Annotated in this window: 19 protein-coding genes, 1 tRNA gene and 3 pseudogenes; 10 read left to right on the top strand and 13 right to left on the bottom strand. The window is 37.0% G+C overall.

Translation table 11 applies throughout. The annotated features are described in order from the left end of the window. The first annotated feature begins 321 nt into the window (after window positions 1–321). From ABLC00_RS05595 to ABLC00_RS05560, 8 genes and pseudogenes are all read left to right on the top strand, one after another. Window positions 322–1752: a gamma-aminobutyraldehyde dehydrogenase gene (locus ABLC00_RS05595; RefSeq protein WP_004888102.1), complete on the top strand. Its 1431-nt coding sequence runs from the start codon at window positions 322–324 to the stop codon at window positions 1750–1752. Between the two features lie 28 nt (window positions 1753–1780). Further along, window positions 1781–2551 (top strand): nuclear transport factor 2 family protein, encoded by a 771-nt coding sequence (locus tag ABLC00_RS05590; RefSeq protein WP_002053578.1) that lies wholly within the window; start codon window positions 1781–1783, stop codon window positions 2549–2551. A 59-nt stretch (window positions 2552–2610) separates the two neighbouring features. Continuing rightward, window positions 2611–3330, top strand: coding sequence for a FadR/GntR family transcriptional regulator (locus ABLC00_RS05585; protein WP_004888103.1), 720 nt, complete (start codon window positions 2611–2613; stop codon window positions 3328–3330). A gap of 65 nt (window positions 3331–3395) precedes the next feature. After that, a complete protein-coding gene (locus ABLC00_RS05580; protein ID WP_004888105.1) occupies window positions 3396–4103 on the top strand; it encodes a cache domain-containing protein in 708 nt (235 codons plus the stop codon). A 190-nt stretch (window positions 4104–4293) separates the two neighbouring features. Beyond that, window positions 4294–5624 (top strand): annotated as a pseudogene (locus ABLC00_RS05575) (APC family permease). Window positions 5625–5643: 19 nt separating this feature from the next. Next, window positions 5644–7089: an FAD-binding oxidoreductase gene (locus ABLC00_RS05570; RefSeq protein ID WP_006582057.1), complete on the top strand. Its 1446-nt coding sequence runs from the start codon at window positions 5644–5646 to the stop codon at window positions 7087–7089. Between the two features lie 144 nt (window positions 7090–7233). Beyond that, window positions 7234–8592 carry an amino acid permease gene (locus tag ABLC00_RS05565; protein WP_079377170.1) on the top strand — a complete coding sequence of 453 codons (1359 nt, stop codon included), beginning with the start codon at window positions 7234–7236 and terminating at the stop codon, window positions 8590–8592. A 378-nt stretch (window positions 8593–8970) separates the two neighbouring features. After that, window positions 8971–9330 (top strand): hypothetical protein, encoded by a 360-nt coding sequence (locus ABLC00_RS05560; RefSeq protein ID WP_000416091.1) that lies wholly within the window; start codon window positions 8971–8973, stop codon window positions 9328–9330. Window positions 9331–9471: 141 nt separating this feature from the next. Here the strand turns inward: ABLC00_RS05560 and ABLC00_RS05555 are convergent, their stop codons facing one another. The 3 genes from ABLC00_RS05555 to ABLC00_RS05545 are packed head-to-tail and all read right to left on the bottom strand — an operon-like array spanning window position 9472 to window position 11203. Beyond that, window positions 9472–10149 carry a GNA1162 family protein gene (locus ABLC00_RS05555; protein WP_022574995.1) on the bottom strand — a complete coding sequence of 226 codons (678 nt, stop codon included), beginning with the start codon at window positions 10147–10149 and terminating at the stop codon, window positions 9472–9474. Further along, complete coding sequence (locus ABLC00_RS05550; RefSeq protein ID WP_002047997.1) at window positions 10146–10514, bottom strand: DUF4810 domain-containing protein; 369 nt, start codon at window positions 10512–10514, stop codon at window positions 10146–10148. The genes ABLC00_RS05555 and ABLC00_RS05550 overlap by 4 nt, the downstream gene beginning before the upstream one ends. 17 nt (window positions 10515–10531) lie before the next feature. Beyond that, on the bottom strand, window positions 10532–11203 hold the full coding sequence (locus tag ABLC00_RS05545) for a CsgG/HfaB family protein (protein ID WP_002048002.1): 672 nt from the start codon (window positions 11201–11203) through the stop codon (window positions 10532–10534). Between the two features lie 294 nt (window positions 11204–11497). Between ABLC00_RS05545 and ABLC00_RS05540 the strand changes: the two genes are divergently transcribed. Continuing rightward, window positions 11498–11968: a hypothetical protein gene (locus ABLC00_RS05540; RefSeq protein ID WP_004888120.1), complete on the top strand. Its 471-nt coding sequence runs from the start codon at window positions 11498–11500 to the stop codon at window positions 11966–11968. Window positions 11969–12039: 71 nt separating this feature from the next. Here ABLC00_RS05540 and ABLC00_RS05535 read toward each other — a convergent pair. Next, window positions 12040–12255: pseudogene (locus ABLC00_RS05535) on the bottom strand (TetR family transcriptional regulator); the annotation flags it as partial. Between the two features lie 87 nt (window positions 12256–12342). Between ABLC00_RS05535 and ABLC00_RS05530 the strand changes: the two are divergent. Beyond that, a protein-coding gene (locus ABLC00_RS05530) for an IS3 family transposase (protein WP_223235881.1) occupies window positions 12343–13475 on the top strand; the annotation gives its coding sequence in 2 pieces (ribosomal slippage) (window positions 12343–12595 and window positions 12595–13475; 1134 coding nt in all). Window positions 13476–13540: 65 nt separating this feature from the next. Here ABLC00_RS05530 and ABLC00_RS05525 read toward each other — a convergent pair. The 9 genes and pseudogenes from ABLC00_RS05525 to ABLC00_RS05485 form a co-directional block, all read right to left on the bottom strand. After that, window positions 13541–13882 (bottom strand): annotated as a pseudogene (locus tag ABLC00_RS05525) (TetR/AcrR family transcriptional regulator); the annotation flags it as partial. Window positions 13883–14662: 780 nt separating this feature from the next. Then, window positions 14663–15922 carry a ParB/Srx family N-terminal domain-containing protein gene (locus tag ABLC00_RS05520; protein WP_004888123.1) on the bottom strand — a complete coding sequence of 420 codons (1260 nt, stop codon included), beginning with the start codon at window positions 15920–15922 and terminating at the stop codon, window positions 14663–14665. Window positions 15923–16017: 95 nt separating this feature from the next. Beyond that, window positions 16018–16314 (bottom strand): hypothetical protein, encoded by a 297-nt coding sequence (locus tag ABLC00_RS05515; protein WP_004888124.1) that lies wholly within the window; start codon window positions 16312–16314, stop codon window positions 16018–16020. A gap of 27 nt (window positions 16315–16341) precedes the next feature. Then, window positions 16342–17094 carry a barstar family protein gene (locus ABLC00_RS05510; protein ID WP_000093650.1) on the bottom strand — a complete coding sequence of 251 codons (753 nt, stop codon included), beginning with the start codon at window positions 17092–17094 and terminating at the stop codon, window positions 16342–16344. Window positions 17095–17142: 48 nt separating this feature from the next. After that, on the bottom strand, window positions 17143–17913 hold the full coding sequence (locus ABLC00_RS05505) for a hypothetical protein (protein ID WP_004888125.1): 771 nt from the start codon (window positions 17911–17913) through the stop codon (window positions 17143–17145). 90 nt (window positions 17914–18003) lie between these two features. Next, the gene (locus ABLC00_RS05500; RefSeq protein WP_004888126.1) at window positions 18004–18450 is read right to left on the bottom strand and encodes a DUF6334 family protein; all 447 of its coding nucleotides are present in this window, start codon (window positions 18448–18450) and stop codon (window positions 18004–18006) included. A gap of 251 nt (window positions 18451–18701) precedes the next feature. Next, window positions 18702–19580 carry a MetQ/NlpA family ABC transporter substrate-binding protein gene (locus tag ABLC00_RS05495; protein ID WP_004888128.1) on the bottom strand — a complete coding sequence of 293 codons (879 nt, stop codon included), beginning with the start codon at window positions 19578–19580 and terminating at the stop codon, window positions 18702–18704. Window positions 19581–20003: 423 nt separating this feature from the next. Continuing rightward, window positions 20004–20093: transfer RNA gene (locus ABLC00_RS05490), tRNA-Ser, on the bottom strand. Between the two features lie 85 nt (window positions 20094–20178). Continuing rightward, window positions 20179–22209 (bottom strand): NADPH-dependent 2,4-dienoyl-CoA reductase, encoded by a 2031-nt coding sequence (locus ABLC00_RS05485; RefSeq protein ID WP_004888131.1) that lies wholly within the window; start codon window positions 22207–22209, stop codon window positions 20179–20181. Window positions 22210–22334: the final 125 nt, after the last annotated feature.

Below are 22334 nucleotides of genomic sequence, written 5' to 3'. Positions count from 1 at the left end.
TCATTACGTTAAATCTCAAATTAAATATGGGATGAGCTGACTATACGACTGAGCTCATCCATTTTCCTTTCATTCAAAAAATTCTCTATGGCCGCTCGTTAAATCTAAAAACACCATTCCAACGATGAACCTATTCTAATAATCCTCAATAAATTTTTAATTTTTTTAAATAATCAAAATCAAAAACTTAAAACACCTTCTCAGTTGAACTCACCCTTTTTCTACTTAATCCCCTCATCAAAGCATTTGACAGAAAATTTAAAACATAATACATATAGTATTATATGTTATATGTTAAAACCTAAGGACAAGGTATAAAAAATGGCTAAAACTCAACTACAACACTTCATTAACGGCGAATATGTTGCTAGCAAAGGAAATGATTTCTTCGATTTGGTAAGCCCAGTCACTGGTGAAGTCTATGCACAATCGCCGAATGCGACCGAGGCAGAAGTTGATGCAGCTTATGCTGCTGCAAAAGAAGCATTTAAAATTTGGGGACGTAGTACACCTTCGACTCGTCAAAAAGCATTACTGAATTTGGCAGATGCTATTGAAGCAAATGCTGACCGTTTGATTGAAGCGCAAAGCCGCAATACAGGTCAGTTAAAACATTTAATTGCATCTGAAGAAGTGGGTGCATCAGCAGATCAAGTTCGTTTCTTTGCAGGTGCTGCCCGCTTACTTGATGGCACAGCAACTGGCGAATATTTAGAAGGTTTAACTTCTTCTATTCGCCGCGAACCAGTCGGTGTGGTTGGTCAGGTTACACCTTGGAACTATCCACTCATGATGGCAATTTGGAAAATTGCTCCTGCTTTGGCAGCGGGTAACACTGTCGTATTAAAACCAAGTGACACAACACCTGAAAGTACCCTCTTACTTGCAGAAATTGCTGCACCATTTTTTCCGAAAGGTGCATTTAACGTGGTGTTAGGCCAAGCACAAGTCGGTTCAAAAGTTGTATCACACAAAACCCCTGCTCTCGTTTCTATTACAGGTTCAGTTCGTGCCGGATTACAAGTTGCTGCTTCTGCTGCGGCAAATTTAGCAAAAGCTCATCTTGAACTTGGCGGTAAAGCACCTGTACTGGTTTTTGAAGATGCTGATCTTGATAAAGCCGTAGAAATGATTGCTTTAACAGGCTATTTCAACGCAGGTCAAGACTGTACTGCTGCAACACGTGTGATTGTGGCTGAATCTGTTCATGACGAGTTTTTAGCTAAACTTATTGAAGCTGCAAAAAATACACGTTTTGGCGAACCAGATGATCAAGACGCGCTTTATGGTCCTCTTAACAATGCCAATCAATTAAAGAATGTTAAAGCGTTTATCGACAACTTACCTGCTCATGCCAAAGTTGAAACAGGCGGAAAACAGGCAGACCGCCCAGGCTTCTATTTTGAACCGACTGTTATTAGTGGTTTAAAACAACACGACGATGCTATTCAGAACGAAATTTTTGGACCAGTGATTACCGTTCAGAAATTTACAGATGAAAATGATGCCATTGAAAAAGCCAACGATGTTGAATATGGCCTAGCTTCAAGTGTTTGGACCAAAGATCATGCTCGCGCAACACGTCTGTCACGTGAACTTGATTTCGGTACAGTTTGGATTAATACCCATATTCCTTTAACCGCGGAAATGCCACACGGCGGCTTCAAAAAATCAGGATATGGTAAAGATTTATCTGGCTACGGTTTTGAAGAATATACCCGTGTTAAACATGTGATGAGTTCAAACGAATAATAACAATGCGTTTTGAAAGGAGATCAAAATGAATAAGCAAGAAATGAAAGACTTGGTGACTAAAGCACACCACGAGTTATTTAATTTGCATGACACCACTGCTCTAGACCGTTATTTTTCTGAAGACTTTATAGAGCACTCACCACTCGTTGCAAATGGTATTTCAGGTTTACGTCAACTGGTAGAAGACTGCCCAGATATGCAACACGAAGCTGTACGTGTACTCGCAGATGGTGACTTGGTTGCAATTCATGGCCGCTTTCAGGGCTTAGATGAAAAACCATTGGTTGGGTTTGATATTTACCGAGTAAAAGACGGCAAAATTGTCGAGCATTGGGATGGTCTTGTGGCAGAAGCTGCGCCAAATGTAAGCGGTAGAACTCAACTAGATGGTCCAACTGAAATCGTAACTCACCATGACCCAGAGAAAAACCGCGAGATTGTGACGTCTTTCTTTAAGAAGTCATTAATTGATGGCAATTATGATGCCTTTAAAGAATATACCGACGGCGACCAGTTCATTCAACATAGTCCAGATATTGGTGATGGCGTTAAAGCAGTCATTGATTTTTTGAACAATATCCGTAATGAAGGACAAGGTTTGGTATACTCAAAAACGCATCGCTCCATTGCTGATGGTCAATTTGTATTGACACATTCCGAAGGCAGTATTGCTGGTAACCGACATGCATATTTTGAATTATGGCGTGTAGATAATGGCAAAATTGTTGAACTTTGGGATGCAATACCGGCTGTGCCTGAAGATGAACAGGCTGTCCATGGTTATGGCGTGTTTTAATAACTATTTATCCGCTTCATTAAGCTAAGTCTTTTGACTTAGCTTTTAGAGAATTCGCCATGTCAGCATATACGATAATTTTTGCACCTATTGCTCAAGCAACTCGTTCGGAACAAGTTGTAGAACGCTTGGAAAATGCAATTATCTCTGGTTTGCTCAAAAGCAATGAACAACTTCCTAATGAAGCAGACTTAGCACGCTTAATGGGAGTTTCGCCAATCACTGTTCGCGAAGCATTAAATACTTTACGTGTAAAGGGTTTAATTGATACACGTCGTGGAAGAAATGGTGGAAGTTTTGTTTGTGAGCTACCTTCTGATTTACTTTTAAATCAACATCCTTTGCGCCAAGCTTCAAATGAGTATCTTGCCGATTTAGGCGAGTTTCACAGTGCAATTTTAAGTCATAGTGCCTATCTGGCCGCTCAAAGAACTACTGAATATGAACTTAACAAAATAAAAGAGTTAATTGAACAATTTGAACAAGCTGTTGAAGCAGATACACGTGCACAGCTTGATTTACGTTGTTTGCTAACGCTTACCTCATTTGCCCAATCTGCAAGGCTGGCAAATCAGGAACTCACGATTCAGGCTGAATGGGCTCCGCTTATCGCCGTACTTTATCAAGATGATGATTTTCACCGTGAGGTTGTAAAACAATATCACCATCTTTTGTCGTCTTTTAAGGAAAACAATGAAAATGAAGCTGTGATTCAAGCCCGAAAAATAGTTTCAATGCTCACTGACCAAATGCTTCGGTATAAGTTATCGAGTGAATAAAAATAATAAATATGATGGCTTATCAATAATCAAGTTAGAAATATGGAATTTTAGGAGTTATAGGAATGACCCAACAGTTAGATATAGAAGAGCTACAAAATTTGTTAAAGACGGTGGTTGACGAAACAACCTCTATTACAGAAAAACTCGCAACTAAGGCGAGCAAGATTTTGTCAAAGCATGCATCTGAAAAAAATACAGATATTAAACTTTCAACTTCAGAACGCTCTGCTTTGCAAAAGGAAATTAAAAAAGCACTGAATCAGAGCCATTACAGTCAAGGAACTGGTTTTGCGAGTTATAGTCCGGCAACTCAAGAGGAACAAGACTACTGGACACTCGAATGGTGGTATAAAAAAGAAGATCAATTACAACAAGCAAAACTTGAAAACTATCAAAATGCGCAGCGCTTTTTAGATTTCCGCTCATTTGAGTGGTTCCATAAACCTGCACAAAATAAAAGTCCATGCATACATGGACCTTATGTTGATTATATCTGTAATGGTGCCTACACCATTACCATTGCCCACCCTGTCATGATTCATGACCACTTTATTGGCGTCATTGCGACCGATATTTTAGTTTCGGCTCTCGAAAAACTGCTTATGCCCAAACTCAAAAATATTAAGCAAAAGACTGTCATTATGAATGATTCATCTCGGGTCATTACTTCAAATGACATTAGCATCAGAACCGGGACATTATTTAAAGAAAAGACTGAACAACAGTTTTTCTCGCAACCATGTCAGTCTTTCCAGCTGGTTGTCATCTAAAAAGAATATTGGCCTTTTATTCTCGCTTTAGTGTGCCATCAAGGTGATATAGCACTTTAAGCCCTTAGCTGTTGTTCAAACTTTCTTCAAATAGACTTGTTTATTCAGGTCTAGGGGAAGTTTTGGCCTAAAAATAGCATCGCCTTTCTGGATGAAAAGCAAAAACAACGAAATTTGAGGTTGAAAAGACATGGAAAATAAAGCGTCTTCCTTAAAAAAATATCACTATGGCAAGTCACAATTATTGGTATTGCCTATATGACCCCCATGACGGTTTTTGATACTTTCGGTATTGTTTCCGGAATTACCAATGGTCATGTTCCCCTCGCATATTTACTTGCTTTAGGCGCGATGCTGCTTACTGCTTGGAGCTATGCGAGGTTTAGTAAAAACTCAGAAAGATCAGGTTCGGCCTATAGTTATACTGCAGAAAGTTTAGGGCCTAGAAGTGGATTTTTCGTTGGCTGGTGCTCTCTACTCGACTATCTGTTATTACCGCTTATTAATGTGTTGCTGGCTGCAATTTATCTCACCGCACTCATTCCGAGTATGCCTTATTGGTTTTGGGTGCTGGTATCGGCGGGCCTTGTGACTTTAGTCAACTGTTTCCGTATTCGGTTACTTGCCAACTTAAGTCTCGTATTTGTGTTTGCTCCGATTATTCTCATGGTCATTTTTGTATATTTAGTGGTTCGAGGTATTGGTTCGACCCAAGGTTATGAGCATGTGCTTACTCTGGCTCCACTATGGCATGGTCAACAATCGCTATTACCGCTTGTTGCTGGTGCTTCGGTTTTATGTTTTTCATTTTTAGGTTTTGATGCAGTTACTACCCTTTCAAATGAAACCAAACAACCCACCAAGAATATTCCCCGAGCAGTCATGTTAACCACACTTGCGGGTGGGCTTATTTTCTTCACAGCTGCTTGGTTTATTCAACTTTATTTTCCAAACAATGTTCGCTTTCATCATCCTTCAGAAGCATTACCAGAAATTGTGCTTTATGTGGGTGGTGCTTTGTTTCAGTCCATATTCTTATGCGGCCAAATTATGAACACAGTCGCCTCAGGTCTTGCCTCACATGCCAGTGCTTCGCGTTTACTGTATATAATGGGGTCCGACAATATTTTTCCTAAAAAGTATTTTGGAACCATCCATAGCTCTTTAGGGACACCATTTTTCTCGGTTTTATTTGTCGGGCTTATTTCAATGTCAGCTATTTTCTTAGATTTAGCTCAAGTTGTTAGTCTGATCAGTTTTGGTGCGCTCGTTGCTTTTACAGCCGTAAACTTCTCAGTTTTTATGAAATTTTATATTAAAGATAAACAACGTTCAGGTTTTAAAAATAAATTTCTAAACCTGTTTTTACCGTTGTTATCGGTCATTAGCATTATTTGTTTATGGCTCAATCTCGACTCATCTTCACTGATTTTTGGATGCTTCTGGTTAACTTTAGGCATTCTCTTATTCATTTATAAAACGATTAAAAAACAAAGTATTGCAATTAGTAATGCTTATTAATTTTTTAAGGAACGTCGTCATGAAAATTATTTCTAAACCTCAACTTTTAAAAGATGTGGAATATAAACCAAGTAAGTCTTTACAAGTGGGTAAAGAATGGAGCTGGTTAAATCCAAAACACGCGAAATTTGACTCAACTACGGTTAATGGCACTTCGGTAAATAACCCAGCAAACTACTATGAAAGTTCCCTGTCCGATTGGCATACATTTGACAGTTTAAATGCTGATATTGAATGTGATGTGGTGGTTATTGGTGGTGGTTTATTAGGTTCATCGACTGCCCTACACTTAGCTGAACAAGGCGTAGATACCGTTTTATTAGAAAAAAACCGTATTGGTAGTGCAGCTTCAGGGCGAAATGGCGGACAACTTACCCCAGGTTTAGCACGCTGGGAAGCTCAAGAAATGGCTGACCGATTAAGTTATGAAGATGCCAAAAAGCTATGGCATTTTACTTCTACGGAAGCCATGCAACTCATTGATGATATCTCTGAAAAATACCAACTCAACTTTGACCGTAAATACGGGCATATTACTGCCGCCGTTCATGAAGGACATTTGGTTGGCTTAACCCAAGGTGCCGATGCCCGAAAATACTTAGGTGAAGACCATACTCGTATTGTGGGTAAACATGAACTCATGGACTTTATTAAGTCAGACTACTATACAGGCGGTTTAATTGATGAGTTAGGTGGACAAATTCATCCGTTGGCTCTAAACCGTGGTTTAATTTATGGCTTTTGCAAAAACGGCGGTAGTGTTTATGAACAAACAGAAGTTATTTCAATAGAAGAAAAGGCAGATGGTATTTATGTTCACACAGCAAATGCAGTCGTGAAAGCCAAAAAGTCTGTAGTTTTAGCGGTACACCATGCCTCGTTTAAACTTTTATCTGAGCAGAACAATACCACTATTCCGTTTTACACTTATGTCGCGACCACCGCTCCTTTAGAGTTTGATACCAAAGAGCTTCTGCCATTTGGACATCCGGTTTATGACACTCAGTTCCAGATTGATTACTACCGTCCTGTGTTTAACAACCGCTTATTATTTGGTGGGCAAGGTACTGGCACATGCTGGGGGCCAGAGAAAACTTTAAATTACCTAGAGCATCGAATTCATACAGTTTTCCCTCAAATTAAAAATCTAGAAATGGATTTTGTCTGGAGTGGCACTACTGATTTAACCGTTAATGGTGCAGTCGACAGCCGTAAGTTTGGTAACAAGTTCCCGATTTATGCAGTTCACGGCTGGAGTGGACATGGTGTTGCACAGACGGTACGCATTGGTAAAGCCATTGCAAATGACTTTGTTGGGCAATCTAATGACTTTGAAATGTTATCTAACATTGACCATCAAAATATTATTTTTGGCCGTACGCTTGCCCCTGTCGTTATTCCACTCGCAAAAAGTATGTATGGCATCGGTGCAATGATTAACCCAGGCAAAATGGTATCTTTCTAATTTAGAAAAACATCATTTTCTAAAAAGGATTCGTACAGTTTTGTGCGAATCTTTTTATATAAAGGCAATATTGCTTTTCAAACTAGGTTATCCCTATTCAATCCATTACAATAGCGCCAGCTTTTTTAGACAGCGCATAGTATTTTGAGTAACTCATCTTCCCAATTAAAACGTGGACTTAAAAATCGTCACATCCAGTTAATCGCTATGGGTGGTGCTGTGGGCACAGGACTTTTTTTAGGCTCTGCACAAGTCATTCAGTCTGCTGGTCCTTCAATCATTTTGGGTTATGCCATTGTTGGTTTGGTTGCATTTTTAATTATGCGCCAAATGGGTGAAATGATTGTCGAAGAACCTGTAGTTGGCTCTTTTAGCTATTTTGCACAAAAGTATTGGGGAAGATTTCCCGGTTTTTTATCGGGCTGGAACTATTGGGTTGTGTACATTTTAGTTGCGATGACTGAGCTTACCGCCGTGGCTAAATATGTACATTATTGGTGGCCTCATATTCCAGCATGGGTTTCGGTTTTATTTTTCTTTGTGCTGGTCACGTGCTTGAACTTAGGCAATGTTAAATTTTATGGCGAATCTGAATTTTGGTTAGCCATTATTAAAGTTACCGCAGTCATTTCAATGATTGTGTTTGGCTTATATTTATTACTTACAGCCGGCAATGATTCTATAGCGAGCTTTTCAAACCTATGGCAACATGGCGGATTTTTCCCGCATGGCTTTTCGGGTTTGTTCTATATGCTCGCCTTTTTAATGTTTGCATTTGGCGGTATTGAACTGATTGGAATGACCGCTGCTGAAGCAGAAAATCCTGAAAAAAGTATTCCACAAGCGATCAACCAAGTTATTTTTCGAATTTTGGTTTTTTACGTGGCCTCGCTCGCAATTATTATGTCGCTTATTCCATGGAACCAACTGGACCTTGGTGGTTTAGATAAAAGCCCTTTTGTCATGATTTTTAGTCAGCTTGGCATTGGTTGGGCGGCACATTTACTTAACTTTATTATTTTGACTGCTGCACTTTCAGTTTATAACAGCGGCATGTATGCCAACAGCCGAATGTTGTATGGGCTGGCAGTACAGGGCAATGCCCCTAAAGTCTTTGCAAAAGTAAGCAAACAAGGTGTACCCACAGCTGCTGTGGTCTTCTCTTCTATCCTGATTTTTGGGTGTGTTTTACTCAACTACTTTGTACCAGAAGAAGCTTTAAGCCATCTTATGTATATGGCTGTTGCAGCTTTAGTTTTGAACTGGGCGATTATTAGCTTTACCCATTTAAAGTTTAAGCAAGCTATGAAACTAGATGGAAAAGTTGCCAAATTTCCTGCTCTATTTTCGCCTTTGAGTAACTATGTCGTGCTCGCTTTTATCGGCATGATTTTATACATTATGTGGACTCAAGGCTTTAAAGAATCAGTAATTTTAATTCCGATCTGGATTACTTTAATGCTTGGTTTATATAAAGTGTTAAGGTTAGATAAATCACTCTGAACGTCCTAAAAGGCTTATTCAAACAGAATAAGCCTTTATTGTTTTAAGCGGCTGTAAACAAGTCTCACCTCTTTGCAAATTTCAACAGACCAAATATCTGCATCTCGTCTGATCAATTCTCCATCACTTAGTAGTTTTTAGTTATATGCTATCCCTTTAAAAATGGTGCTTAAGACATTTTTAAGAGATGATTATTAAGGTACAAGTGTTTACATGATCTATAAATATTTGTGTCAATGTTCAGCTAAAATCGTGGCTGACCAGATATATCGCGATCATCAATCAGAAAAAGACGCTTCATAAATAGCTCTTTTATCCACTTTACTGATTTTGCTCCATTCACTGCGTCGCTTAATGATGAAAGACAGGAAAAATTTTATGGAAAAAACGCTGCAATGCCCAAAGTGTGGTTCTACAGAAATTGAAACACGTGACCATGACAAACTACTTAAAACCACTGGCGGTGTTTTATTAACAGCTGCAGGGACTACAGCGGGTACCGTAGGTGGTGCTGCAACAGGTGCTTCTATAGGAGCAGCGATTGGTACTGTAGCTGGACCATTAGGTGTAATTGTTGGCGGTACTGTAGGCACATTTGTCGGTGCAATCAGTGCAGGTATTACTGGCGGTGTAGTGGGTAATATTTTTGGTAAAAAAGCAGGTGTAATGATCGATAAAAATATATTTCAGGACTACCGCTGCCTAAAATGCAAATACCGTTTTAAAGTAAAGAAATAAACTAATTTCAATTGAATTAAGCAGGTAAAATCAATTTTCAACTGACTCTCCTGCTTAAACTCAACTTTTATAAAGCGCTCCAAATCATAAAGATATGAAGCAACTTGTCTAATAAATTAAAACCCAAATTTAGATTTTAATTTACTTCGCAATTCCATCTTGTTGGTACTGAGGTGAGCGTGGGCCATATAATAAGCCTGTACCCGGACTATAAGGAGTCGGAGTAAACAGTTGAGCATTTACCATACTTGCTATTGGATAAGCACGATCATTAAAGTTGCTAGAAATCTGTTCAACCAAAGCACCGACTACAGCACCAAGTAAACCAGAGTTATTATCACTACTTGATTGGGATAACTTTTTCTCACCAGTCCAAATCACATCGCCTGTTTTTAAATCCACAAGTTTTGCATCTGCACTTACTGTAGCAACACTTTGGATCACTTGATATTTAGAGCCATATTCTTTAATTCGAATGTATAAAGCGGCATCTGCACCAAAAATCTCTTGTAATTTTTGAGGAGCAATAGACTGCGCATCACTGCCATTGGTGACACCATTCTCTTTAAACATGTTGTCTACAACAGAGATGGGAAAAACATAATAGCCAGCTTCTGCTACAGGCGCTATTACGGTTGGCCAATAACTGTAAGTCGCTTTTACATCCGGTGAATCATTGACTGGTGGCAATACCAAAATTGACTTTGGCATGTGAGCTTTATAAGCGGTTATGTCTTTATTCGGTGCCGGAGTAACTGCACAACCAGTAAATGTAATGCTAGAAATAACCAAACCAGCAATTAGAAACTTCTTAATCATGATTTTGTATTCCCACCATTCGCATTCATTTTTTGCAATAAGCGATCCATTAAAACTGTAGACTCTGGATAGACTTGACGTTCAAGCTGGAAATACTCGATTGCTTTTTGAGAATTATTTTCTTGTAAATACAATAACCCTAAATGCGCATATAACCCCGGCGGAACAGCTAGGCCCTTACCTTTAGTTTTTTGAATCTCAGCTTCTAATGTCGTGATTTGTGCACTTGGTGTCGCTTTTTCAGGTGCGGTATACATCAAATAAGTTTGATGCGGATAACTTCCCCAATTATATAAAGATTGAGGACCAGTGGCACAGCCCACCAATCCCAAAGCAAGAACACTACTTAAAACAATTTTTTTCATCTAACACATATCCAAAATTATTGAATTGACCAACGGTTATTTTGAATATCTGTTACAAGATTATTTACTGCTTCACGAACAGCTAAATCGAGCACTTTACCATTTAAAGTAGAATCGTAAGAGGCAGTAGAACCAAAGCCTAAAACTTCACGTGCGCCTAATGCATATTCACCAGCACCTTGTACTGAGTGCACAACTTCTGAAGTTTTTACATCAATAATATTTAAATTAACTTTTGCATAAGCAACTTGCTGTTTACCGCGGCCTAAAATACCAAATAGTTGCTGATCACCAACTTCTTTACGGCCAAACTCAGATACATCGCCAGTAATCACGTAACGAGCACCTTTAATAGATTGAGCAGTATTGCTATAACCTACTTCTTGTTTAATTTCAGATAAATTGTCGCGATTTAAAACTGAGAAATAACCAGTTTGCTGTAAATGTGTCTCAAGAATCGTTTTCGCTTGGCCACCTAAACGGTCTACATTATCTGAGAAAACTCCTCTCATATAACTAGAGCGGTTATCAAACTTACCAATAGAAACAGGAGCTTTTACCCCATTATATTTAATTGCAGAAGTAGCTGCGGTTACTTGAGGACTTTGTATCGTTCTTGATGTTTCAGTGGTTGAACATGCGATTAAACCAAAAGAACTCGCCATAGTAATGATTAATATTTTTTTCATGTTTACTCTATAAAGATATCTAAAATACAAAGAATACATATTATATACAAAAAGACTATCAAATGAGCTTCTAAATTAATCTATGAGCAAAAATCTAATCAATTAAATTAAAACTTTTAAGTAACCTACTTATTATTTTATGAATATTTAATCATAAGAATCATATAAATAGTCACTCAAATGAGCTGTGTATGCCTACGAAGTCAGTGAGAGAAATTCAAAATCAGCTACTTACTTTACGCTACTTATTAGATATGAAAGAATTACGACCTCATATAACTTTTGAAATTTAAAATGAGAAAAATATTATTTTTAAGTTTAGTCAGTATGTTTAGCTCGTATAGCTTTGCAGAAGATAATAATTCGGTTTATAGAGGACTTGGTACTGGACCGCAGGATTTCCTAAAGTTCCAAATACTCAAACAAAAAGGCTTTTTAGCAAAAAAACCTAATATTTCACGAGCAGACTATAACGATATATATAAACTCAAAAAGCCTTATGAGTTTATGGGACAAAATGTTGTACTCATTTCAGATGAATATATGTCTGAATATGTGGGCTGTTGTGTGAGTGAAGGTTGGGGAGCTGTATTTAAGCAAACTTCTAATTTGAAATTGATTGAGAAATTTGCAAAAAAGAATCAATGTAATATTACTCCAATAGAAACCGATAGTACTTACTATGGCTTTAAAATTCGTTCTCTACCAAAAGGTAATTATTATGAATTATCTTGCCGTGAACGTGACTTGGCTCAGTCTGAATAGATAGGAATTAACTGTTAAAAAATAAGAGCCAAACAAGTTGTTTGGCTTTGTGCTTTTGAAGTGACTTTAATCTAATAAAGTTCTTTCAAAAACCGCTCCACAACTTTATCTCTTTCGTCCAAATTATTTGTACTTAAAAACTCAAACATTAAGCCATCTATTAAGTTTAAAACCATGTCAGCACTTGGTCTTAAATCACGAGTTTCTAGAGAAAATACCAAATCAAAAAGTTCTCTAGTCAGCCATTTTCTATACTCAATTGCCATACGGTAAGCCTGAGGGTAAGAGAGGTGGATCAGGAAATTTGAACAACACTTATAAGTGATATTTTGCTCCCCAAATGATGTTATAAACATCAATATATGGAGTATTTTATGGCACGTAGACCAAGAAGAAATCATTCAAATGATTTTAAAGCTAAGGTAGCACTTGCTGCGATTAAAGCAGAAAAAACACTTGCTGAATTGAGTGCTGAATTTGATGTTCATCAAAACCAAATTATCGACTGGAAAAATCAACTGATTTCAGCTTCCTCGCAAGCTTTCGATCAATCAAAAGCTCCAACAGAACCACCCATCGATCTAAAAAAACTACATGCAAAAATCGGTGAGCAGGCATTAGAAATTGATTTTTTAGAAGGTGTGTTGAAGAAACTGGGCCGCTTCAACCACAAAAGTTAATCGATGACTCACTTCAGATTTCAGTATCTAAGCAAGCTCAGCTGCTGAAAGTCTCCCGTGGTTGTTATTACTATCGCCCAAAACCTGTGAGTGCATCAGATCTGAAGCTGATGCGCTGTATGGATGAGTTACATATGCAATACCCTTTTGCAGGTAGCCGTATGATGCGTGATTTGTTGAATCGTCAAGGACATCATATAGGACGACGTCATACACGTACTTTAATGAAGAAAATGGGCATTAATGCGTTATATTGCAAACCAAATTTAAGCCAGGCTAATCAAGCTCACCGCAAATATCCATATCTGCTCAAAGGATTGGCTATTCAGCGCAGTAATCAAGTGTGGTCTACGGATATAACGTATATCCCTATGGCAAAAGGCTTTGTTTATTTATGTGCTGTGATTGATTGGCATAGCCGCAAGGTACTTGCGCATAGAGTATCGATTAGTATGGAGGTTACATTTTGCATAGAAACATTAAATGAAGCTATTGAAAAATATGGTCGACCTGAAATATTTAATACAGACCAAGGCAGTCAGTTTACCAGTGATGCATTTATTGATGTATTGAAATCAAATGGCATTCAAATCAGTATGGATGGTAAAGGTCGATGGGTTGATAATGTGATGGTTGAACGATTATGGCGGAGCGTTAAATATGAAGAGGTGTATCTCAAAGCCTACAGCAATGTTTTGGATGCGAAGAAGCAATTAAACGCATATTTTGAATTTTATAATTTGAAACGACCTCATTCGAGTCTGGACAAAATGACTCCAGATGAGTTTTACTATGACCAGCTACCACAACAAAATAAGGTAGCTTAACTAGAGCAGAGTATCACTTATAAATAAGCTTTTAGTTGTTCAAACATGTGGGACCACCTCTAAGTCACTTTAATTTCAAAAAAAGCTTTAAGTAATAAGTGATACAGACTGTTGTAATTGACATGTAAAACTATAATTTCTTTGATTTTATCAGTTGGTGTGCGGTAATGACTTGAGTAAATAATGGCGAGCACCTCTTCTTTAAGCAGGCTTTTTTGAAAGGCAATGCACATTTCAATCAAACCTTCTTTTGAGCGAAAATAGTTATATAGCGTAGCTTTTGGAACGTCGCACTCTTTGGTAATCAGGTCTACACCTGCTGTATGAAACCCGTAGGTTGTAAATAGACCAATAGCTGTTCGAATAATGTGTAATTTTTTGGAAGAGATTTCTAAATCATTTGACATAGTTTTACCGTTATAAATTCTTGTTGTTTCTAAACGAGAAAAAAGCCTGTGCCCTTTTTGGGAGAAAAAAAGGCACAGCAAAGCCATAAAGACTGTGCTTGGCACATCTCAAGTTTTATTGTTGATACAAATTTTTGAGCCGTAATGACTTAAAGCCTGAGAACCTTAAAGGCCAACAAACTGTTTAAAGATGATTTAAGTGGTGTCGTTATAGCTTTTGGCAAAGGCTGCCAAGAAATAATGGATGTGCAAAGCCAACTCCTTTTTATAGGGAGTTCTGCCAAAACATTAAAATTATGGTGGCAGAACGAAAGAGGGTTGACGAACTGGTCACACGAGGCCAGCACACCCGAAGGTGTCCCTCTCCCGTCCTACCGCTACGAGAGGGAGACGAGGAGCTGCACAAAACTATCCCTCAGAAGGAATAATTCTGATACTCGTGTGATTGCGGTTCGTCAAAACCGACTGGCAATGTGGCCAGCAAGCAAAGAATAGTGTCCAAGTTTCTTGCCGTCAAGCACACAAAATGACATTTGCTTTAAATTAGATCACTAAAAAAGTAAGGCTAAATAATCAACAAGTTATTGTTAATTTGAGGTTTATAAAAATAGTGAAAATCTTAATAGCATCTGTAAGACGAAATATTTAGGGCTTAATTAAGAGCAAGATATGGCTTCTTCATTTTTAAATTATCAATTCTATTGTGACTAAATGCTAAGAATTTACCCATACAAAAAAGGAGTGAATTTACTCACTCCTTTCTTATTAAATATTCGTGAATTACCAACCCCAACACGTTCCTGTAGCAGGTTTTCCACATAACTTGTAATTTACCGCATACCAAATACTTCCACCTGTACGCGGTGTTTTATCTTTCTTAATTTCGTCACGGGTCAAATCTGCAAGATTAGAAATTGAAGTCGCAGTAACAGAACCTTTAGCAGCATTTTTCACAAGCTGTAATGCGCCCAAATCTGCGGCAGTTGAAGTACCATAAATAATATCAGTTGGTTTGGTACTTCCCATCAATAATGAATAATCAGCAACCGCTGCCTGATAGCCGGTTGCACTGCCCGATACAGTTAAGTCACTTTTTATTTCAGTAGTTGCCAATACATCTGCAGCGCCATACACACTCGCATCGGTATGATAGAAACTTAAAGGATGTACCAGATTATTAGCAATTTGCTTATTAAACCAATCTTCCCATAAAAACTCAGTATAGTCCGTTGCATTGGCAACTTTGCTATAACCAATATCACGTGTGAAATAGACTAGTGAACGATATGGATTATTTTGCATACCATCAGGGTTAGTTGCAGATTTCAGGCCTAAGTTTTTAGGTAATTGTTGATATGAAATTGGTTGGTTTTTCCCATCTCTTAACCATGCTTGGCCATTGGCAAGCATTTTCGCCCAAAACTCATCCGCAGTTTTACTATCGCTATAATTCCCAACAACTTTTACCCATACTTTAAGTTGACCACCGCCATCAGGCAGCTCACGGAATTCGGTCATTGTATGATGACCATCGGTCAAATAAAGGCGCCCATCATAACCAACAACCACTGTTTTCAAATCAGCCGTTTCAGTGCCCGGCTGTTCTTGACAGTTAAATGTCTCCAATTGTTTTAAATTGGCCTTTTGTAGGTCTTGCAGACTTGTAAAATCATCACGACCTTTTGCACCAATCGCTTCACAATAATCGCTAAACTTTTTGCCAATGGTTTTATTTAAATAAACTAATTGATTGACTGGATCTGCTTGCCAAGTTGGGCGCTGTAAATCACCTTGCCAACGCCCTAATTTATAATAAATTTGATCATAACCAATTGCACCCTGCGTTGGGATCAAATCAGCAATCGTAACTTGAATTACATCATTTGTTTTTGCTGTTAGAAAACGCTGGTCACGGGTATCTGTAGGGGTTGGGGAAACTACTGTAGATTGCTGATCTTGGCTATCATTGCAGGCAGTAATAGCCATCATGCTCGCAACAAGAAATACTAAACTTAGAACTTTATAAGATTTTTTCTGCATGTCTGGAAACTACCCCAATAAATTGGATTACTTTTAATCAACAGAGTTTCATTTAGATGACTAATCGATGTCATTTTGATGAATATAGTTATAGATCAATCGATTAGAGTAACGAAAAAATCGTCAATAATATTATAGTCCATATTAAAAATGGTCTTGTAATATGCTATTTTTAAATTATGCACTGATAAAATATCTATCTTACAAACATAGACCAATACTTCATATAGATCAGTTGCTAGACTGATACTATCTAATTTAAAAACTAGAGAATTAACATCTTCAAATATATCTAAATTATGAGCGTTATTTTCATTAAAAAGCTTTTTTAACTTTTCTATTGAAATATTTTCAATATTCAAATAACTATTATCTAATGTTTTAGCATGCATATTATATACAATACCCTCTATTTAACATTACGTAATATTTAAAGTAGATTTTTCGTTTAAAAGTTCAATTAAGTATTCAAAATCATCAGGGTTATCATAGTTATTAAAAGAATACTTTGTTTCTTCAAAATACTTCCAAGTAATGTTCAAAGGTACAGTTATACAACCAATGCCACCAGTGAGACTATCCGACAAACCACCAAAACTAGAACCAAAGTAGCCCATCAATCCATTCACTTCCTCACCTATACAGCATAAGAAATCATTAAATGACTTAATATTTCTACCATCTATAACTATTGAACTTACTAGGTCTAGAGGCTTGTACTGTTGAACCCAATGCGAAACTTCTATCCACTTCTTTTTCTCTTCTTCGTTTAAATTACACCAATCTTGTAATCTAAGCTGATTTTTTCGATATTTCTTAATTAAATCAAATTTAAACTCATCAAAATAAGTCTCCTCTTCGCATAAATTTAATATCAATTTATTATCTTTCACTTCAAAAGATTCAATACTAGAACCTAAAACCCCGAAATATTCGTTATTTTCTTTTAAGAAGAATAAATTAATGCCATAGATATCATACTTATACTTTTTACTTTTTTTATCTTTATTTATTTCACCCTCACCAAAAAAACCATGAAAAACAACTTGAGTATCAGTGATTACACAATTTTCTGAAAGATATCCGCTCCAAATAGTTACATCATCATCAAACTCACTAAATTCACTTATTTCAATATAAAAAATATACTCTTCTGTAAGTTCAGAACTCATATAATATTTTCCTCTATCTCTGCTTTATTTTTAAATTTTGACGGGTTACTAATATGAAATTTCTAATGACGAGTATTTTTTTAACACTTCAATAAAATCATCTAAATGATAAAAATCTTCTTTCGACTCAAAATTATCTTTAGAGTACTGAAAATTTATCCATTTAACTTTTAAAGGCAAATCCCGCAGTACATCAGCAAATGCATTAAAGTTATAACCTAAGTATCCTAATACCCCATAAACCTCCTCTCCAAAATAACAATACACATCTTCTTCACACAGTAGGTATTTACCATCAACTGTTATATTTAATGATAAAGGTTCCCCTCTTTCGTTCATTCTAAAATAAGCAAAATCTAACCAGCAATTTTTTTCTAGCTTTGTAAAATTTAGCCATCTCTTTTTACCTATAGTTTCATTTGAAAGACGAATCATTAGCTCTTCTTTCTTTTTAAATTTTTCAAAATCTTCTAAGTTGTTTTTTGTTATAAGATCAAAATCTGGATCAAATTCAATAGAGAGTTCTTCAGCATTAAAAGTAAAGTTTTCAGAAAGAATTAAACGATTTGCTATATTATTTTCTTTTAATTCTGTAGTGAGCTTATGCCGAGATTCAATCATTATATAACAATAGCAATAATTATTTTTTCCGAGATAACTATTAAAAATCTCCAAAGATTTTTCAACCTGTTGCAAATTATTAAAATTACTTACTACAACTTTATTATTATCAACGCATATTTTTTCAAAATAAATTTCATCAATAATTTCTTTTTTTTCTTCTTCATAAATGTACTTACATAAGTTTAGTTCAAACAATTTTCGATTGTCCTAATTCTCAGATATATTTATTAAATATCTTATCATATATATCTAATATTGAATAATTTTTATAGATACATGTATGAACTAAATCAGATATGTATCAACTCCTGTTTTTCTTAATTCATATTGCAACCCAGAAGCCAAAGCAACAATCGTTAATACAGCAAAAAATGGATTCCTCTTAGATTCTTTCAATGAATGGTCGTAAAGCATGAGCTTAATCCCATCTGTATATCCTCTTTCATTGACGATAGCGAACATTGTTCCAATTTCTAATCCTTTTAGACTTGATAAATTATCTGAATATCGTTGTTGTATTGCCTTATTTGGTAAGGAAGAGAAGACCTTTAATTCAATTTCATCAAAATTATGATTAATTGTAATAACCCAAAACTTTTTATTAATTTCAAATATTATACTTTCGACTGGGTCTTCAGAATTGGACTCTCCATCTACAACTAAATAAAGATCATCTATTTTTCGAACTTCATCAATATTTTTAATTGCATCAAAAATATCGCTTTGCACCATATTTTTACCTTATTATCAATTTCCAATTCCAAAAGTTATATATTTAAAAAAACCACTCTATGAGTAATTTAATTTCTCAGACTATGAATACTAACACAACAACTAACTTTAAATATCTTCCCTACTTAATTTTCTAATGAAGTTAATAAATATTTTATTATAAGTTAGCTTAAAAACAACATTATAAATAAAAAGCTAAGCCCCGATTAGCGTGACTTAGCTTTTAAAAATAATTCTAATTAAGAAATTACTTATTTGATGTCTGCAAATTCAGAAACAGGTTTGTTCACTTCAACTTTTGTGCCACCAAATTTTTCACTCACGAATTTTTGTACTTTAGGTAAGTGGTAAAGTTCACCAAGTTTCGTATAGATTGGGTCATTTTTGTTTGCTTCAGCTACACCCAATAAATTGACATAAAGTTTAGTAGACTGATCAATTGGCTCACGGAAGATAGAATCTTTCATTACATTGAGGCCACCTTCAAGTGCCAATGTATTACCAAGCACAATTGCATCTACATCGTTTTTAACACGAACCGCTGTAGTCATTTGAATTGGTTTTAATTGTAAATTTTTAGGGTTTTCAGCAATGTCGTTCGTAGTCCCTTTTACAGGATCAAAGTTTGGTTTAAGTTTAATCAGTTTAGCAGATTGTAATAATATTAATGCACGAGCTTCGTTAGCAGTATCGTTTGGAATTGCAATGGTCGCGCCTTGTGGGAATTCATCAACAGTTTTAATTTTATCTGCATAAATACCCATTGGTTCCAAGTAAGTTGTTGCAACAGCAGCAACTTTAGCTTGATTTGAAGCATTGTATGCTGCCAAATAGTTGAACGACTGGAACGCATTTACATCTTGTTCACCATTTGCAACAGATGTATTGAGCACAACATAGTCAGTCAAATTGGTAACTTGAAGTTTAATACCCGCTTCTTTAGTCTCAGGAAGCGTTGCAACATATTTCCATACATCCGTATCTGAACCTGTTGAAACCAGTTTAATTGTTCGAACAGACTCAGTTTTGTCTTTGGTTGTTGCAGTATTTTCAGTTTGTGCAGGTTGTTTATTACATGCAGTCAGTGTTAGTACAGATGCGCTGAACAATACACTAAATAATTTTTTCATAGGTACATCCTAAAATAGGAAACGCCTACCCTACAAAAGAGTGAGACATTTCCAACCATTGGGTCGAAATGCAATATTTGGCCAGAAATAATTTCCAGATATAGGGTTTAGAAGCCTGAATTCAGCACTATTCATTCCTTGAACTTGCTCGCTAAACAATAGAATTATGTTTTGAAACAGCCTCTAAATATGGGATCATCATATATCAACAAGTGAATATTCTACAAATAACTTGTTCAATTCTGATATATAGTCATGCTCACAGCAACATATTGAAAACATAAACATTTTTCAAATACAACATACATATTTGATTTATATGAAATTTTTAGGATTTATTAGCAATATTTAAGCTAAATAGAGTTGTAATTTTTATTTTAGGCATAAAAAAAGCCCCTGCTATTAACAGGGGCTTTTCGAATTTGGCGGAAGCGGTGAGATTCGAACTCACGGAGGACTCACACCCTCGTCGGTTTTCAAGACCGGTGCATTAAACCGCTCTGCCACGCTTCCATGTGCGTAAGAATACAAAGCTTATTCATTTTATTCAAGAAAAATATCATCGCTTTGTGTTCAAGTGCATATTGTTTCATCAATTTTACAGTTGAGCGGCTAATTCTGCTCCTTCTTTGATCGCACGCTTCGCATCTAGCTCTGCTGCAAGCTTTGCACCACCAATAATATGGTAGTTCGCTATAGTCGACTCACCTTCTTTTGGCATCAAGTCTTTTACAGACTCTTGACCTGCACACACCACAACAGTGTCTACACGTAAAAGCTGGTCTTGACCGTTATGTTCAATCCACAGCCCTTCATCGGTAACTGCTTTATATTGCACGCCGCGCAGCATACGTACGCCATGCTTTTTAAGCTGGGCGCGATGTACCCAACCCGAGGTCTTACCAAGACCAATACCGAGTGGTGTTGTTTTACGTTGCAGTAAATAAATTTCGCGTATCGCTGGTTCAACTATAGGAGGTTGCATCCCTCCTTCAGAAATGTAGTTCGGATCTGGGTCTACACCCCACTCGCGCTGCCACTCGGCTAAAGGTTGAGGCTGTGGTTGATGTGGTGGTTTAAGTAAAAATTCTGATACGTCAAAACCAATACCACCAGCTCCAATCACTGCGACTTTTTGTCCTACTTCTGCACCCTGTAAAACTTGAGCATAGGAAAGAACTTGTGGTGAATTACTTCCTTCAATTTTTAAAGCACGTGGTATTACACCCGTTGCCACAATAATTTCGTCAAAACCTTCACGCTCAAGTTGTTCACGATTTACACGAGTGTTTAAACGTACATCTACACCTGTTTTTTGAAGCTGTACTTTAAAGTAGCGAATTGTCTCGTGAAATTCCTCTTTACCTGGTACAACCTTGGCAAAGTTGAACTGACCACCTACATCTGTATTGGCTTCGAACAAGGTCACAGCATGACCACGGCTTGCAGCAACAGTGGCAGCAGACATACCTGCCACACCACCACCAACAACTGCTATACGCTTAGGCTGTTTAGTTTTTAAATAAACCAGTTCTGTTTCATGGCCTGCACGAGGGTTCACTAAACAAGACACACGTTTATTTTTAAATGCATGATCTAAACATGCTTGGTTACAGGCAATACACGTATTAATTTCATCAACACGGTTGGTCGCAGTTTTATTTACCCAAAAAGCATCGGCCAATAATGGGCGTGCCATTTGAATCATGTCTGCCTTGCCTTTTGCCAAAATTTCTTCGGCAGTTTCAGGCATATTAATACGGTTAGATGCAATTACCGGAATTGAAATATGCTGTTTTACATGAGCCGTGTAATCGACAAACGCTGCACGAGGTACAGACGTTACAATAGTTGGCACACGTGCTTCATGCCAACCAATACCCGTATTTAATAAAGTGACACCCGCCTTTTCTAAAGCTTTAGCAACAGTGACTACTTCTTGCATGGTGTTACCGTCATGCACAAGGTCGAGTAGCGATAAACGGAAACAGATAATAAATTTTTCACCAACTTTTGCGCGGATCGCTTTAACAATTTCAACCGGAAAACGCATACGGTTTTCAATTTCACCGCCCCAACGGTCAGTACGCTGGTTTACATGGCGACTTAAAAACTGGTTAATCAGATATCCTTCCGACCCCATAATTTCAACGCCGTCGTAGCCTGCTTTTTTGGCAATATCAGCGCACTGTGCATAGTCTTCAATGGTGCTGAGAATATTTTTTTCAGAAAGTTGACGTGGCTTAAATGGTGAAATTGGTGACTTTATAGCACTTGAAGACACTACAAACGGTTGGTAACCATATCTGCCCGCATGTAAAATTTGCATTAAGATTTTTGAGCCATGCTTATGGACAGCATGAGTCACTAAACGGTGCTGCGGAATGTCAAATAAGCTATTCATCGTTCCGCCAGCTGGAGCCAACCAGCCTTGACGGTTTGGAGAAATACCTCCCGTCACGATCAGACCAACCCCACCTTTTGCACGCTCTTCAAAATAAGCTGCAAGTTTTGGGTAATTATAAAAACGATCTTCAAGTCCCGTATGCATGGAACCCATCACCACACGATTTTTAATAGTGGTAAAGCCTAAATGTAATGGTTTTAATAAATTGGCGTAACTTGTCATGCTGCGTCCCAATAATTTTTTGCAACTTGTTGCATAGTACTTTAATACTTTTTTAAAATGTTAGGATGACCACACATATTTTTTTACGTGTTGAAATTGTCAATTATTCGAGCTTGTGTCCCTTC

The sequence above is a fragment of the Acinetobacter nosocomialis genome, from assembly GCF_041021905.1.
Lineage (GTDB): Bacteria > Pseudomonadota > Gammaproteobacteria > Pseudomonadales > Moraxellaceae > Acinetobacter > Acinetobacter nosocomialis.
The sequence above is the reverse complement of the archived record's forward strand: the minus strand, read 5'-3'. Positions and strand labels throughout refer to the sequence as shown.

Bases quoted from the DNA above. Each gene is read 5' to 3' on its own strand.
- ABLC00_RS05595 (WP_004888102.1), top strand. From the start codon at position 322: ATGGCTAAAACTCAACTACAACACTTCATTAACGGCGAATATGTTGCT.
- ABLC00_RS05590 (WP_002053578.1), top strand. From the start codon at position 1,781: ATGAATAAGCAAGAAATGAAAGACTTGGTGACTAAAGCACACCACGAG.
- ABLC00_RS05585 (WP_004888103.1), top strand. From the start codon at position 2,611: ATGTCAGCATATACGATAATTTTTGCACCTATTGCTCAAGCAACTCGT.
- ABLC00_RS05580 (WP_004888105.1), top strand. From the start codon at position 3,396: ATGACCCAACAGTTAGATATAGAAGAGCTACAAAATTTGTTAAAGACG.
- ABLC00_RS05570 (WP_006582057.1), top strand. From the start codon at position 5,644: ATGAAAATTATTTCTAAACCTCAACTTTTAAAAGATGTGGAATATAAA.
- ABLC00_RS05560 (WP_000416091.1), top strand. From the start codon at position 8,971: ATGGAAAAAACGCTGCAATGCCCAAAGTGTGGTTCTACAGAAATTGAA.
- ABLC00_RS05555 (WP_022574995.1), bottom strand. From the start codon at position 10,149: ATGATTAAGAAGTTTCTAATTGCTGGTTTGGTTATTTCTAGCATTACA.
- ABLC00_RS05550 (WP_002047997.1), bottom strand. From the start codon at position 10,514: ATGAAAAAAATTGTTTTAAGTAGTGTTCTTGCTTTGGGATTGGTGGGC.
- ABLC00_RS05545 (WP_002048002.1), bottom strand. From the start codon at position 11,203: ATGAAAAAAATATTAATCATTACTATGGCGAGTTCTTTTGGTTTAATC.
- ABLC00_RS05540 (WP_004888120.1), top strand. From the start codon at position 11,498: ATGAGAAAAATATTATTTTTAAGTTTAGTCAGTATGTTTAGCTCGTAT.
- ABLC00_RS05520 (WP_004888123.1), bottom strand. From the start codon at position 15,922: ATGCAGAAAAAATCTTATAAAGTTCTAAGTTTAGTATTTCTTGTTGCG.
- ABLC00_RS05515 (WP_004888124.1), bottom strand. From the start codon at position 16,314: ATGCATGCTAAAACATTAGATAATAGTTATTTGAATATTGAAAATATT.
- ABLC00_RS05510 (WP_000093650.1), bottom strand. From the start codon at position 17,094: ATGAGTTCTGAACTTACAGAAGAGTATATTTTTTATATTGAAATAAGT.
- ABLC00_RS05500 (WP_004888126.1), bottom strand. From the start codon at position 18,450: ATGGTGCAAAGCGATATTTTTGATGCAATTAAAAATATTGATGAAGTT.
- ABLC00_RS05495 (WP_004888128.1), bottom strand. From the start codon at position 19,580: ATGAAAAAATTATTTAGTGTATTGTTCAGCGCATCTGTACTAACACTG.
- ABLC00_RS05485 (WP_004888131.1), bottom strand. From the start codon at position 22,209: ATGACAAGTTACGCCAATTTATTAAAACCATTACATTTAGGCTTTACC.